This window comes from Tsukamurella sp. PLM1, from assembly GCF_023168325.1.
Taxonomy (GTDB): domain Bacteria; phylum Actinomycetota; class Actinomycetes; order Mycobacteriales; family Mycobacteriaceae; genus Tsukamurella.
On record NZ_AP025688.1, the window covers coordinates 80960 to 95192 of the forward strand.

10 protein-coding genes and 2 pseudogenes are annotated in these 14233 nt (G+C 71.0%); 7 read left to right on the top strand and 5 right to left on the bottom strand.

What is annotated here, in order from left to right; genetic code table 11:
* Positions 1-181: 181 nt before the first annotated feature.
* Entirely contained in the window at positions 182-4816 is a 4635-nt protein-coding gene (gene gltB / locus MTP03_RS00455; RefSeq protein ID WP_248490109.1) for a glutamate synthase large subunit, read from the top strand.
* A complete protein-coding gene (locus MTP03_RS00460) occupies positions 4809-6275 on the top strand; it encodes a glutamate synthase subunit beta (protein ID WP_248490110.1) in 1467 nt (488 codons plus the stop codon). The genes gltB and MTP03_RS00460 overlap by 8 nt, the downstream gene beginning before the upstream one ends.
* 91 nt (positions 6276-6366) lie before the next feature.
* On the opposite strand, the gene MTP03_RS00465 is transcribed toward MTP03_RS00460, so the two are convergent.
* The 3 genes and pseudogenes from MTP03_RS00465 to MTP03_RS23205 form a co-directional block, all read right to left on the bottom strand.
* Positions 6367-6888, bottom strand: coding sequence for a DUF937 domain-containing protein (locus tag MTP03_RS00465; protein WP_248490111.1), 522 nt, complete (start codon positions 6886-6888; stop codon positions 6367-6369).
* 302 nt (positions 6889-7190) lie between these two features.
* The gene (locus MTP03_RS00470; protein WP_248490112.1) at positions 7191-7628 is read right to left on the bottom strand and encodes an alpha/beta fold hydrolase; all 438 of its coding nucleotides are present in this window, start codon (positions 7626-7628) and stop codon (positions 7191-7193) included.
* A 37-nt stretch (positions 7629-7665) separates the two neighbouring features.
* Positions 7666-8094 (bottom strand): annotated as a pseudogene (locus tag MTP03_RS23205) (alpha/beta fold hydrolase); the annotation flags it as partial.
* On the opposite strand from MTP03_RS23205, the gene MTP03_RS00475 reads away from it, so the two are divergent.
* Entirely contained in the window at positions 8069-8287 is a 219-nt protein-coding gene (locus MTP03_RS00475; RefSeq protein WP_248490113.1) for an RNA-binding S4 domain-containing protein, read from the top strand. The pseudogene MTP03_RS23205 and the gene MTP03_RS00475 overlap by 26 nt on opposite strands.
* Here MTP03_RS00475 and rraA read toward each other — a convergent pair.
* Positions 8284-8775 (bottom strand): ribonuclease E activity regulator RraA, encoded by a 492-nt coding sequence (gene rraA / locus MTP03_RS00480; protein ID WP_248490114.1) that lies wholly within the window; start codon positions 8773-8775, stop codon positions 8284-8286. The genes MTP03_RS00475 and rraA overlap by 4 nt on opposite strands.
* A gap of 139 nt (positions 8776-8914) precedes the next feature.
* On the opposite strand from rraA, the gene MTP03_RS00485 reads away from it, so the two are divergent.
* From MTP03_RS00485 to MTP03_RS00495, 3 genes are all read left to right on the top strand, one after another.
* Complete coding sequence (locus MTP03_RS00485) at positions 8915-10465, top strand: succinic semialdehyde dehydrogenase (protein WP_248490115.1); 1551 nt, start codon at positions 8915-8917, stop codon at positions 10463-10465.
* 234 nt (positions 10466-10699) lie between these two features.
* Entirely contained in the window at positions 10700-11566 is an 867-nt protein-coding gene (locus MTP03_RS00490) for a D-alanyl-D-alanine carboxypeptidase family protein (RefSeq protein WP_248490116.1), read from the top strand.
* On the top strand, positions 11563-11736 hold the full coding sequence (locus tag MTP03_RS00495; protein ID WP_248490117.1) for a hypothetical protein: 174 nt from the start codon (positions 11563-11565) through the stop codon (positions 11734-11736). Before MTP03_RS00490 ends, MTP03_RS00495 begins: the two co-directional genes overlap by 4 nt.
* 19 nt (positions 11737-11755) lie before the next feature.
* Here MTP03_RS00495 and MTP03_RS00500 read toward each other — a convergent pair whose 3' ends face one another.
* The gene (locus MTP03_RS00500; RefSeq protein WP_248490118.1) at positions 11756-12451 is read right to left on the bottom strand and encodes a DUF6474 family protein; all 696 of its coding nucleotides are present in this window, start codon (positions 12449-12451) and stop codon (positions 11756-11758) included.
* Positions 12452-12548: 97 nt separating this feature from the next.
* On the opposite strand from MTP03_RS00500, the pseudogene MTP03_RS00505 reads away from it, so the two are divergent.
* Positions 12549-14094, top strand: a pseudogene (locus MTP03_RS00505) (TM0106 family RecB-like putative nuclease).
* The last annotated feature ends 139 nt before the right edge of the window (positions 14095-14233 follow it).

The window sequence follows — 14233 nt, forward strand, 5'->3', positions numbered from 1 at the left end:
AAACGCGGGGATGTTGAGACCGGCTCGTTGGATCGACGCAGGTCAAGACTGGTAAGGATGACCTTTCATTTGGTGTTCCCCCGTCGGGAATCTAGAATTCTCGCTACAGCCAACGATGCCTGAGGTGAGTCGTGTCCAGCGGACACGAACCGCTCGCCGCCCTTGATTCACCCGTTCCGCCGTGAGGCGCCGCGCAAAGGCAGGTTTCGATGAGCCGTTTCGTCCCCCGGGCCCCCAGGGTCTGTACCACCCCGCGAACGAGCACGACGCGTGTGGCGTCGCCTTCGTGGTGGACATGCACGGGCGCAAGTCCCGTGACATCGTCGACAAGGCCATCACCGCCCTGGTCAACCTCGAGCACCGCGGGGCCGCGGGCGCCGAGCCCAACACCGGCGACGGCGCCGGCATCCTGATCCAGGTCCCCGACCGGTTCTTCCGCGAGGTCGTCGACTTCGAGCTGCCGCACGCCGGGGCCTACGCCACCGGCATCGCCTTCCTCCCGCAGGCCGCCGCCGAGGCGGCGCGGGCCACCGAGGGCGTGGAGCGCATCGTCGCCGAGGAGGGCCTGACGGTGCTCGGCTGGCGCGAGCAGCCCACGGACGACGGCTCGCTGGGCGCGCTGGCGCGCGACGCCATGCCCACCATGCGCCAGATCTTCATCGCCGGAACCGATTCCGACGGTGCGCCGCTGTCCGGTATGGATCTCGAGCGCGCATGTTTCGTGATCCGTAAGCGGATCGAGCGGGAGCTCGGGACCGACGGTGCGGGCGCCGGCTCGCAGGGCGAGGAGTCGGTGTACTTCCCGTCGCTGTCCGGCCAGACCTTCGTCTACAAGGGCATGCTGACCACCCCGCAGCTGCGCGGCTTCTTCGTGGACCTGCAGGACGAGCGCGTGGAATCCGCGCTGGGCCTGGTGCACTCGCGCTTCTCCACGAACACGTTCCCCAGCTGGCCGCTGGCGCACCCGTACCGGCGCGTCGCGCACAACGGCGAGATCAACACCGTCGGCGGTAACGAGAACTGGATGCGTGCCCGCGAGGCACTCATCGACCCGAAGGTGTTCGGCCCCGGCGCCCAGGACAAGATCTTCCCCATCTGCACCGAGGGCGGCAGTGACACCGCGCGGTTCGACGAGGTGCTGGAGATGCTGCACCTGGGCGGCCGCAGCCTGCCGCACGCGGTTCTGATGATGATCCCGGAGGCGTGGGAACGCCACCAGGACATGGACCCGGCCCGCCGGGCGTTCTACGAGTACCACTCTTCGCTCATGGAGCCGTGGGACGGACCCGCGTCGGTGTGCTTCACCGACGGCACCCTGATCGGCGCCGTGCTGGACCGCAACGGCCTGCGCCCGTCGCGGATCTGGGTGACCAAGGACGGCCTCGTCGTGCTCGGTTCCGAGGTGGGCGTGCTCGACATCGACCACAGCGAGGTCGTCTACAAGACGCGCCTGCAGCCCGGCCGGATGTTCCTGGTGGACACCGCGCAGGGCCGCATCGTCTCCGACAAGGAGATCAAGGACGAGCTGGCCGCGGCCGAGCCGTACCAGGAGTGGCTCGACGAGGGGCTGCTGCGCCTGAAGGACCTGCCGGACCGGCCGCACCCCGTGATGCCGCATGACCGGGTCACCCAGCGCCAGCAGATGTTCGGGTACACGACCGAAGAGCTGAACCTCCTGCTCACGCCGATGGCGAAGACCGGCGCGGAGGCGATCGGCTCGATGGGCACCGATACGCCGGTCGCGGTGCTGTCGCTGCGCCCGCGGCTGCTGTTCGACTACTTCCAGCAGCTGTTCGCGCAGGTCACCAACCCGCCGCTGGACGCCATCCGCGAGGAGATCGTCACCAGCCTGGGCGGCACCATCGGCGGCGAGGGCGACCTGCTGCACCCGGCGCCGGGCAGCTGCCGGCAGATCCACCTGAGCCAGCCGATCCTCAACAACGACGAGCTGATCAAGCTGGTCAAGGTCAACGACGACGGCACCCTGCCCGAGTTCCGCTCGGTGGTCATCCCCGGCCTCTACCACGTGGCCGAGGGCGGCAAGGGCCTGCGCGAGGCGCTGGACACGGTGCGCACGCAGGTGTCCGAGGCGATCGACGGCGGCGCGCGGCTGATCATCCTGTCGGACCGCAACTCCGACCGGCTGCTCGCGCCGATCCCGTCGCTGCTGCTCACCTCGGCGGTGCACCACCACCTGGTGCGTGAGCGCACCCGCACCAAGGTCGGGCTCATCGTGGAGTCCGGCGACGCCCGCGAGGTGCACCACATGGCCGCGCTCATCGGCTGCGGCGCCGCCGCGGTGAACCCGTACATGGCGTTCGCCACGATCGAGGACATGCACATCCGCGGCGAGCTCAACGGCACCCCGCTGGAGAAGCTGAACGCCAACTACGTCAAGGCCGCCGGCAAGGGCGTGCTCAAGGTGATGTCCAAGATGGGCATCTCGACGCTGGCCTCCTACACCGGCGCCCAGCTGTTCCAGGTGATCGGCCTGTCGCAGGAGATCGTCGACGAGTTCTTCACCGGCCTGCAGAGCCAGCTCGGCGGCATCGGCCTGGACGAGATCGCCGCCGACGTGGCCGCGCGGCACACGCGCGCGATGAACGACCGCCCCGAGGAACTCGCGCACCGCGAGCTCGAGGTGGGCGGCGAGTACCAGTGGCGTCGCGAGGGCGAGTACCACCTGTTCAACCCGGACACGGTGTTCAAGCTGCAGCACGCCACCCGCACCGGCCAGTACCAGGTGTTCAAGGAGTACACGAAGCTGGTCGACGACCAGAGCAAGCGGCTGGCATCGCTGCGCGGCCTGTTCGCCTTCAACCCGGATCGGCCGTCGATCCCCCTCGACGAGGTGGAGCCCGCGAGCGAGATCGTCAAGCGCTTCTCGACCGGCGCGATGAGCTACGGCTCGATCTCGGCCGAGGCGCACGAGACCCTGGCGATCGCCATGAACCGCCTCGGCGGACGCTCGAACTCGGGTGAGGGCGGCGAGGATCCCGCCCGCTTCACGCCCGACGAGAACGGCGACCTCCGCCGCTCGGCGATCAAGCAGGTCGCTTCCGGCAGGTTCGGCGTGACCGCGCACTACCTGAGTAACTGCTCCGACATCCAGATCAAGATGGCGCAGGGCGCCAAGCCCGGCGAGGGCGGCCAGCTGCCGCCGCACAAGGTGTACCCGTGGGTCGCCGAGGTCCGCGGCTCGACGCCGGGCGTCGGCCTGATCTCGCCGCCGCCGCACCACGACATCTACTCGATCGAGGACCTGGCGCAGCTGATCCACGACCTGAAGAACGCGAACCCGAGCGCTCGGATTCACGTGAAACTCGTCTCGGAGATCGGTGTCGGCACCGTGGCCGCGGGCGTCTCGAAGGCCCACGCCGACGTGGTGCTGATCTCGGGCCACGACGGCGGCACCGGCGCCACCCCGCTGACCTCGGTCAAGCACGCGGGCGCGCCGTGGGAGATCGGCCTGGCCGAGACCCAGCAGACGCTGCTGCTCAACGGCCTCCGTGACCGGATCGTCGTGCAGGTCGACGGTCAGCTCAAGACCGGGCGTGACGTCATCGTCGCCGCGCTGCTCGGCGGCGAGGAGTTCGGGTTCGCGACCGCCCCGCTGGTGGTCTCGGGTTGCATCATGATGCGCGTGTGCCACCTGGACACCTGCCCGGTGGGCGTGGCCACCCAGAACCCGGTGCTCCGCCGCCGGTTCACCGGCAAGCCCGAGTTCGTGGAGAACTTCTTCCTGTACATCGCGGAGGAGGTGCGCGAGCTGCTCGCCGAGCTGGGCTTCCGCACCCTGCAGGAGGCGGTCGGCCAGTCGCAGATCCTCGACACCGCGGCCGCGCAGGCGCACTGGGGCGATGCCAAGGCCGGCAAGCTGGACCTCGCGCCGATCCTCGCGCAGGTCGAGTCGCCGTTCATGAAGCAGGACCCGTACTGCAGCCAGCCGCAGGATCACGGCCTCGAGAAGGCCCTGGACCAGCAGCTGATCTCGCAGGCGCGGGTCGCGGTGGAGACCGGCGCGCCGGTGACCATCGAGACGCCGATCTCCAACGTCAACCGCACCGTGGGCACGATGCTCGGCCACGAGGTGACCAAGGCGCACGGCGCCGAGGGACTCCCGGCCGACACGATCGACATCAGCTTCAAGGGCAGCGCGGGCAACAGCTTCGGCGCGTTCGTCCCGAAGGGCATCACGCTGCGCCTTGAGGGCGATGCCAACGACTTCGTCGGCAAGGGCCTCTCGGGCGGCAAGATCGTGGTCCGGCCGGCGCGCAACGCCCCGTCGGAGTTCGTGGCCGAGGACAACATCATCGCGGGCAACGTGATCCTGTTCGGCGCGACCTCGGGCGAGGTCTACCTGCGCGGCAAGGCCGGCGAGCGGTTCGCCGTGCGCAACTCGGGCGCCCTCGCGGTGGTCGAGGGCGTGGGCGACCACGGCTGCGAGTACATGACCGGCGGCCGCGTGGTGGTCCTCGGCGACACGGGCCGCAACTTCGGCGCCGGCATGTCCGGCGGCGTGGCCTACGTCTACAACGCCGACGGGCAGTTCGAGCGCGACCTGAACACCGAGCTGGTGGAGCTCGAGTCGCTGGGCGAGGCCGATATCGAGTTCGTGCTCGAGGCCGTGACCAAGCACTACGAGTACACCGATTCCGCCATCGCGGAACGGATCCTGGCCAACTGGGGCCGGGAGCGACAGCTCTTCGCCAAGGTGATGCCGCGCGACTACAAGCGCGTGCTCACCGCCATCAAGCGTGCCGAACTCGACGGCCGCAACATCGACGACGCAGTGATGGAGGCCGCTCGTGGCTGATCCCCAGGGCTTTCTGAAGAACACCTCGCGCGAGCTGCCGGTGCGCCGGCCCGTCCCGCTCCGCCTGCTGGACTGGAACGAGGTGTACAAACCGTTCGACGGCACCACGCTGCGCAAGCAGGCTTCGCGGTGCATGGACTGCGGTATCCCGTTCTGCCACAACGGTTGCCCGCTGGGGAACCTGATCCCCGAGTGGAACGACCTGGTGTACAAGGACCGTTGGCACGACGGCATCGAGCGACTGCACGCGACGAACAACTTCCCGGAGTTCACCGGGCGGCTGTGCCCCGCGCCGTGCGAGGCGTCCTGCGTGCTCGGCATCAACCAGGACCCGGTCACGATCAAGCAGGTCGAGGTCGAGCTGATCGACAAGGCCTTCGACGAGGGCTGGGTCTCGCCGCAGCACCCGACGAAGCTGTCGGGCAAGAAGGTCGCCGTCGTCGGCTCCGGCCCCGCCGGTCTCGCGGCGGCGCAGCAGCTCACGCGCGGCGGCCACACGGTGACGGTGTTCGAGCGCGCCGACCGCATCGGCGGCCTGCTCCGCTACGGCATCCCCGAGTTCAAGATGGAGAAGCGGCACATCGACCGCCGCCTCGCCCAGATGAACGCCGAGGGCACCGTCTTCAAGACGGGCGTCAACGTGGGTGTCGACGTCACCGTCGAGCAGCTCCGCGAGGACTTCGACGCGGTCGTGCTCGCCAACGGTGCCACCGTCTGGCGCGATCTGCCGATCCCCGGCCGCGAGCTGGACGGCATCCACCAGGCGATGGAGTTCCTGCCGTGGGCCAACCGTGCCGCCGTCGGCGACGACGTGGTCGACGAGGCGGGGCTGCCCCCGATCCATGCCAAGGACAAGAAGGTCGTCATCATCGGCGGCGGCGACACCGGCGCCGACTGCCTCGGCACCTCGCTGCGGCAGGGCGCCGAGATCGTGCACCAGTTCGAGATCATGCCCGAGCCGCCGCGGGAGCGCGCCGAGTCGACCCCGTGGCCGACGTACCCGCTCATGTACCGCATCAGCTCCGCCCACGAGGAGGGCGGCGAGCGGAAGTTCTCCGTGAGCACCGAGGAGTTCATCGGCGAGGACGGCAAGGTCACCGGGCTGAAGGCCTATGAGGTGAAGTTCGAGGGCGGCAGGTTCGAGAAGGTCGAGGGCACCGACTTCGTGCTCGAGGCCGACCTCGTGCTGCTGGCCATGGGCTTCGTCGGGCCGCAGCGTGACGACCTGCTCGACAAGCTGGGCGTCGAGTACAACGACCGCGGCAACGTGGCCCGCGACGACGACTTCCAGTCGACCGTCCCCGGCGTGTTCGTGGCGGGCGACGCCGGCCGCGGCCAGTCGCTCATCGTGTGGGCGATCGCCGAGGGCCGCAGCGCGGCCGCCGCGGTCGACCGGTTCCTCATGGGGGAGACGGCGCTGCCCGCGCCGATCGTCCCCACCACCGCGCCCCAGCGGTAGTCCCGGCCCGACGGTGCGCCGCGCACCGTCGGGCAGGACGACGGAAGGCCGGGCCCCCGACGGGAGCCCGGCCTTCCGCGTTCGCTGCGGACTACTTGCCCTTGAGCAGACCGCCCAGGATGCTGCCCAGGACGTCGCCCGCGCCGCCGCCGGCTGAGCCGCCGGCGTTCCCGCCACCCAGCATGGTGCCGAGGATGCTGCCCAGGAGGTCGCCGCCGCCCTGCTGCGGGGCCGGGGCCTGCTGCTCCGGCGCCGCCGCGCCGCCGCCCGCGAGCTTCTTCATCACGAACGAGATGACGATCGGCGCGAGGATCGGCAGCAGTTGCTTGACCAGGCCGTCGGTGACGTTCGAGGACAGCGGTGCGGCGGCCGCGGCAGCCACGTCGTCGGTCTTCTCGCCGAACAGGCTGGCCACGATCTCCTGGCCGTTGCCGCCCTCGGCGGCGTCGATGAGCTCCGCCTGCGGCTGCGTGGTGTCCTGCGCCTGCAGGCCCGCGAGCAGCGTCGGGACGGTCTGGTTGACGGCCTCCGACGCCACGTCGGGAGTGACGCCGAGCTGCGCGGCGATGTCGTCGATCGGAATGGACTTGAGCAGGTCGTCGAGGTCGGACACGGTTCTCCTCGTGAGGATGTGGGGAAGCAAATTCTTCCCGACCACCCATACAGTAGCCACGCCTCGAGGCGGTCCTCGTCGTGGCCCGGTTGTGAGGAGCGACACGCTCGGGCGGCCAGCACTGGACCCCCGCCGAAACGAGGAATACAGTATCTGTAACCAATCGTTCCGCATCGAGACCGCACCCTCGGAGACTCCCGTGAAGCTGTACCGCCGCACCGCCGCATTCGGTGGACGAACCCTCACCAGACTGCGGAACCGTCGGCTCGCGCGGACGCTCGCCGAGGACGGCGAACGTCTGGTCACCGCCTCGGACCTGCGGATTCTGCGCGCGGGCTGAGCGCGTCCACGATCAGCGCCGCCACCTGCGCGGGCTGCGCGTGCATGGCCAGGTGCCCGCTGGGCGCGATCACCGCGAACCGGGCGTCGAGGAGATCGGCGAGCGCGCACTGCTGCGCCAGCCACGCCGCCGCCCACGGCGTCGGCCGGCCGGCGTACGCGGCCGCCACGGTCGCCGGCACACCCGCCGGCGGTGGGGTCGTCGCCCGCAGTCGTTCCAGCTCCGCCGCCAGCGCCGGGTAGCCGGCGTTCTCCAGGAACACGGCCCGCAGATAGCCGGGGGAGCGCAGCACATCGCGATACTCCTCCGGCAGCGGCGCCGCCATCCCGTACAGCGCCGGCACGATCCGGTGTACCCCCACCGCCACCGCGAGCCCGGGCGGCGCGCGTGCGCAGACCACCCGGCAGAAGCGGACGACGGGAGTCGTCCTCGACGCTGCCGTCCAGCAGGACCAATCCCGCCGTGCGCCCGCGGTGCTCGCGCGCGAACGCCTCGGCGTAGAAGCCCGCCATCGAGTGCGCACAGATCACGGCCCGCTCCAGGTCCAACGCGTCGAGCAGCTCCCGCAGCCGGGTGACCTCGGACGCGAGGGTGGGGACGGCACCGTCGGGCCACGGGGCGGAGCGGCCGTAGCCCGGCCGGTCCAGGCGGACGACGGTGCGGCTCGGCGCGAGCAGGGCGGTGACGGCGTCCCAGTCGAACCAGTTGCCGGCCAGGCCCGAACACAGCACGACCGGCGGTCCCGAGGCGGGCCCGGTGGGCCCGTCGACCACCACGTGGGTGCGGGTACCCGCGAGTTCGAGCAGCACACCCGCGAGGGTAGTCGGGCATGATGGTCGGGTGAGCGATCCGATCGACGTGGCCATCTCCGACGATGTGATCCGGCTGGGGCAGTTCCTCAAGCTGGCGGGGCTGATCGACTCCGGAGCGGAGGCGAAGGCCGTGATCGCCGACGGCGAGGTCACGGTGAACGGCGAGGTGGACGCCCGGCGCGGGCGGCAGCTCGCGGTGGGCGACGTGGTGGAGGTCTTCGGGCGGGCCGCCCGGGTCTCCCGTTAGCGGAGGACGATGCCGTCGTCGTCGCTGAACAGGGTGTCGCCCGGGTGGAAGGTCACCCCGCCGAAGGTCAGCGGCACGTCGCGCTGCCCCTCCGCGGTCTTGGTGGACTTGCGCGGGTTGGTGCCGAGCGCCTTGACGCCGATGTCCAGTGTGCCGATCACGGCGGCGTCGCGGACCGCGCCGTAGGCCACGATGCCCGCCCAGCCGTTGCCGCGGCCCAGCTCGGCGATGAGGTCGCCGACCAGCGCGGTGTGCAGCGACGGGACGCCGTTCTCGTCGGAGCCGTCGATGACCAGCACGCGGCCCTCGCCGGGCTCGCCCAGGATCGACTTGAGCAGCGCGTTGTCCTGGAAGCACTTGACGGTGACGACCTCGCCGGCGAACTGCTTGCGGCCGCCGAACTGCCGGAACTGCGTGTCGCAGCTGCGCACGTCGGGGCCGATCTCGTCGACCAGGTCCGCGGTGGGGGTGAACTGCACGTCGCTCATGCCGCGATCATAACGGCGCTCACGATTTCGCAATCTTGTGCGGTGGACACGTCGTGGAGCACGTCTGACTGCGCAGAACTCCACATCGTGAACCAACCACGCTATTGAGTGAGCATCAACAAGCGGGTAATCTGGCGGCATGCCAGCACCTACCCAGGCCACGTTCGACCGTCTTCGCGCCCTCGCGGCGATCGACCACCCGGAGCAGCGCGAGTCGCGCGACGTCCTCGAGGCGTTCTCCGGCGCGAAGGTCACCACGATCCCGGTGGGCACGGTCGAGGACGTGGAGAAGGCCTTCGAGCGGGCCCGCCTCGCGCAGAAGCAGTGGGCGGCCCGCAGCGCGAAGGATCGCGCGGCCGTGCTGCTGAAGTTCGCCGACCTGGTGAACGAGCACCGCGCCGAGCTCATGGACATGGTGCAGCTGGAGACCGGCAAGGCCCGTCAGTACGCGCAGGAGGAGTCGCTGGACGTCGCGATGACGGCCCGCTGGTACGGCAAGAACGCGCCGAAGATCCTGGCGGAGAAGAGCACCGACGGCATGCTGCCGGTGTTCACCAAGACCCGCGTGCGTTACCAGCCCAAGGGCGTGGTCGGCGTGATCGCGCCGTGGAACTACCCGATCACCCTTGCGGTCTCCGACGGTGTCGCCGCGCTAGCCGCCGGCAACGCCGTCGTGCTCAAGCCCGACTCGCAGACCCCGTACTGCGCCCTCGCGGCCGTCGAGCTGCTGTACCAGGCCGGCCTGCCCCGCGACCTGTTCGCCGTGGTCCCCGGCCCCGGCGGCGTCGTGGGCACCGCGATCGTCGAGCGCGCCGACTACCTCATGTTCACCGGCTCCTCCGCCACCGGCGCCACGCTCGCCGAGCAGTGCGGCAAGCGCCTCATCGGCTTCTCCGCCGAGCTGGGCGGCAAGAACCCCATGGTGGTCACCAAGGACGCCGACATCGCGCACACGGCCGACGGTGCCGCCCGCGCCGCGTTCTCGAACTCGGGGCAGCTGTGCATCTCGATCGAGCGGATCTACGTCGAGCGGGAGATCGCCGACGAGTTCGCCCGCGTCTTCGCCGAACGCACCGCCACGCTCGCGCTGGGCGCCGGCTACGACTTCGAGAACGAGATGGGCTCGCTCGCGTCGAAGTCGCAGATCGACACCGTCGCCGCGCACGTGGACGACGCGGTCGCCAAGGGCGCGACGGTGCTCGCCGGCGGCAAGGCCCGCCCGGACCTCGGCCCGTTCTTCTACGAGCCGACCGTGCTCAAGGACGTGCCGGAGGAGGCCGTCTGCTTCAAGTCGGAGACCTTCGGGCCGCTCGTGTCCATCTACCCGGTGGACTCGGTGGACGAGGCCGTCGAGAAGGCCAACGACACCGAGTACGGGCTCAACGCCTCGGTTTTCGCGGGGACGGCCAAGCAGGCGCAGGAGATCGCCGAGCGGATCAACGCCGGCACCGTCAACATCAACGAGGGCTACGCCGCCGCGTGGGGCTCCACCGCCGCGCCGATGGGGGGCATGGGTATCTCGGGCGTCGGCCGCCGTCACGGCGCCGAGGGCCTGCTCAAGTACTGCGAGTCGAAGACCATCGCGCAGCAGCGGATCATCGGCATCGGCGGCATCAAGGGCGTGCCCCGCAACGTCTTCCTCAACGTGGTCCCGTCGGCGATCAAGGCGCTCAAGCTGATCGGCCGCTGACCCCGCCCGGAATTGAGCACTGTTCATGTTCACCGCGACCTGCGCTTTCGGGGTCCGAAACAGTGTTCAATTGCACGGAGGAGGCGGAAATCCGGTTGCGACGCGGTAGTGGGGGCGGGACCCTGGAGGCATGGAGGTCACGTTCGTCAAGCGCCGGAACGGGTACGACGTGCGGATCGTCCGGGCGACGGGGCCCGAGCTCGCGCCGCGCGGGGCCCGGGCGGGCGCCCGCCGGTGCCGCACGACGCGGCGCACCTCATCGTCGAGGCCGAGGCGGGCCTGCGCGGCGGGGTCTTCGGGCGGATCGCCGACGCGAACGGCCTCGACGGGCTGTTCTGGCCCGCCGACCCGGCCGAGCGCCGCAAGGCGTCCCGCCGCAAGCGGCAGCCCACGGCCGCGCAGGCTGCGGACATGGCCCGCTCGGAGTACCTCGCCTCGCTGACCGCGGCGCTGTGGGAAGTCGAGCGCGGGTACCGGAAGCCGGAGCCCGCGTGGCCCGGAGCCCTCGAGGACGCGGACATCGAACCGGCGCTGCGCGAGCGGATCTTCGCCCGGTACGACGACTTCGCCCCGCGCTGGGCAGCACTCCCGGACGGGGCGAGCTCACGCTGCGCTGGTGAGACTCCCTCGTGTTCCGTTCGGTGCGCGACTGAGACGGGACCGCGGACCGTCGGCGATGGTACCGGGACGTACGCGGCCGATCGTGGGCACATGGCTCACGTACTCACGAAGTCGGCTGCGGCACTTGTCGCCCTGGTCGCGCTGGCGGGGGTGGTCGTGGCGTGCTCGGAGACGCTCGCCGGAACCCCGATCGGGACCCGGACGGGCATCGTCGGGCAACTGGGGGAGGCCGACGGCGTGGTCCTGGACCGGGTGCCGGTGGATGCGGACGTGCCGGCGGTGACCAATCTCGATCCGAAGCTGCGCACCGCGATCCGATCGGCGGCGCGGGCGGCCGCCCGCGACGGCGTCGCGATGCACCTGACGTCGGGCTGGCGGTCGGAGCGGTATCAGCAGCACCTCTACGACGACGCCGTGCGGCGTGACGGTGCGGAGGAAGCGGCCCGGCTGGTCGCGTCCCCGTCGAGCTCGAGCACGTGACGGGTGACGCGGTGGACGTGGGGCCGACGGCCGCCGCGTACTGGATGGACCGTCACTCGGAGCGGTTCGGGCTGTGCCGGACCTACGCGAACGAGGTGTGGCACTACGAGCTTCGCAGCGGTGCGTCCTGCCCGGAGCTGGTCCCCGACGCCTCCGTGCGGCGGCGATGACCGCCGCGCGGGGACGGACCTAGGAGCTGACGCCGAGGCGGTTGAGCAGGTCGGCGTCGATGCCGTCGAGTTCGCGCGCGATGGCCTGGTGCGCCGGGCGGCGCCGCGCGGGAGGCATCGACTCGGACGCGGTGATCGCGGTGGCCAGATCGTCGAGGCGCTGCGCGACGGCGGCGGTGAAGGCCTTCGTCTCGGCGTCGGGGTGGGTGGCCGCGAGCTGATCGAGCGAGCGCCGGGCCGCCGCGACGCGGGCCGATAGGCCGCCGCCGTAGCCGGCGAACGCAGCGACCTCGTCGACGGGCACGCCGAGGCGCGACGCCTTCGCGGAGTCGAGCTGGTTGCGGCCGGCCTGCGCGGCGCGGTACGCGAGTGGCACCACGACCGGCGCCAGCAGGCGCGCGGTGGAGATGTAGCGCTTGAGCCGCGCCTCGGAGAGCAGCTTGCCCTCGACGGCGGCGCGCGCGTTCGTCTCGGCGATCTTCAGGTTGGCCGCATCCGACTTGCCCTGCGCCTTCGCCACGATCTTCGAGCGGTGCAGATCCGCCTTGAGTGCCTTGCGCTCGCTCTTCGACGCGCTCTTCACGATGCGCTTGGCGTCGCGATCCGCGTTCTTGGCGGCGAGCTTCGCCTCGAGGCGCGCCTTGGACTTGAGCGCCTTGGCCTGCGCGCGGCGCTCCGCGCGGGAGGACTTCTGCTTCTTGCCGAACAAACCCATCAGTGCACGTCCTTGTAGGTCAGTACCTGCCGTCCGCTACAGCATTGCACAGCGCGGCTTCCGCGGTTGTCAGTGCCGCCCGCCATACTGCTAGGCAGTGGACATCGACCAGGCTGTGAAGACGACTCCGGTGAGCGCGCGGGCGCTCACCGGTTGCCGGCACCGTCTGGCGCTCGAGGCCCGGGCCCCGCAGGGCGATCCGGACCCGGGCATGGCGCTCCGGGTCGAGGCGGCCGCCGTCTTCCGTGCGTCCGTCCGAGACCGGCTGCCCGGGCTCACCGTCATCGAACCGGGGGAGGGCGCGGTCCGCCGCACGCTCGCCGCGATGGACGCGGGAGCCGAGCGGATCTGGGGAGCCGTGCTCCCCACCGCGCACGACCGCCGCGGCCACAGCGAACTCCTGCTGCGCCTCGCCGACGGCTACATCCCGATCATCGTGGTCAACCACAAGACCTGCGACCCGGGCGCCGGCGCCACCACGTCGCCCCTGGATCGGTGGGAGCCCCGCGAGGACGAGGCGGTGCGCACGCGCCCGCACCGCGGCGACGCGATGCGTCTCGCCCACCTCACCCGGATGCTGCAGGAGCTCGGTCGCGGGTCGCGCACGCTGCTCGGCGGCAGCATCGGGGTCGACGGTGCGCGCATCGTGGTGCACGAGGTCGGCCCGCTACTGGCCGCCTACGAGGAGCGGTTCGCGGACCGTCGGGACGTGCTCGCCGGCACCGCCCCGACCGAGCCGGTGCGGGTTGCCGAGTGCCGGCGGTGCCCTGGTGGCCGCAGTGCGCGCAGACCCTCACCGAGGCGCGGGACGTGAGCCTGGTGGCCGACGGGCGTTCGGCGCCCGGGCTGCGCGAGGCGGGCATCGGCACCGTCGACCAGCTGGCCGAGTACGCGGGGCCCCAGCCCGAGGACGTGCCCGTGCCCATCGCCGACCTGCGGGCCATGGCCCGCGCGTGGCGGGACGGGCAGGTGCTGGTGCGGCGGCAGCCCGAGGTGAAGGTGCGCCGGGCCGACGTCGAGGTCGACGTCGATATGGAGAGCTACCAGGAGTACGGCGCCTACCTGTGGGGCACCTGGCTGCGGCGCGACGGCGTCGACCTCGGCTACCGGCCGTTCGTCACCTGGGACCCCGTGCCGACGCGCGACGAGGCCCGCTCGTTCGCCGAGTTCTGGGCCTTCCTCATGGACCGGCGCGCGGAGGCGCACGCCACGGGCAGGACCTTCGCCGCGTACTGCTACTCGCAGAACGCCGAGAACAAGTGGCTGCTGGCCTCCGCGGACCGATTCGCGGGCGAACCGGGCGTGCCGGCGCGCCGCGCCGTCGAGGAGTTCATCGCCTCGCCGGAGTGGGTCGACATGTTCGACGCCGTGGGCGACGCGTTCCTCTCCTCGACGGCCGCGGCCTGAAGAAGGTCGCGCCCGTCGCCGGATTCGCCTGGCGCGACCCGGAGGCCGGTGGCGAGGCCTCGATGCTGTGGTACCGCATCGGGGTCGGGATCGATGCCGGGTTCGACGATGCCGACCGCGCCGCCCAGCGCCGGCGCATCCTCGAGTACAACGAGGACGACGTGAAGGCGACCGCCGCGCTGCGGGCGTTCATGTCGAGCGAGAAGGTGCTCGCGCTGCCCGTGGTGGGCGGCTAGGCCTGCGCGGCGCAAGTGTGCGCGGCGCAGGGCGTCGGCGAAGCTGCCGCTGCCGAGCAGCGCGACACCGCCCAGGACCGCGATCATCGCGGGCGACAGTTGGCGCGCCGTCTCGGCCGCCACCGGCGCCACCCGCTGC

Coding starts and splice junctions, on each gene's coding strand:
- rraA (WP_248490114.1), bottom strand. CDS start 8,775: ATGAGCGACGTGCAGTTCACCCCCACCGCGGACCTGGTCGACGAGATC.
- MTP03_RS00485 (WP_248490115.1), top strand. CDS start 8,915: ATGCCAGCACCTACCCAGGCCACGTTCGACCGTCTTCGCGCCCTCGCG.
- MTP03_RS00500 (WP_248490118.1), bottom strand. CDS start 12,451: ATGGGTTTGTTCGGCAAGAAGCAGAAGTCCTCCCGCGCGGAGCGCCGC.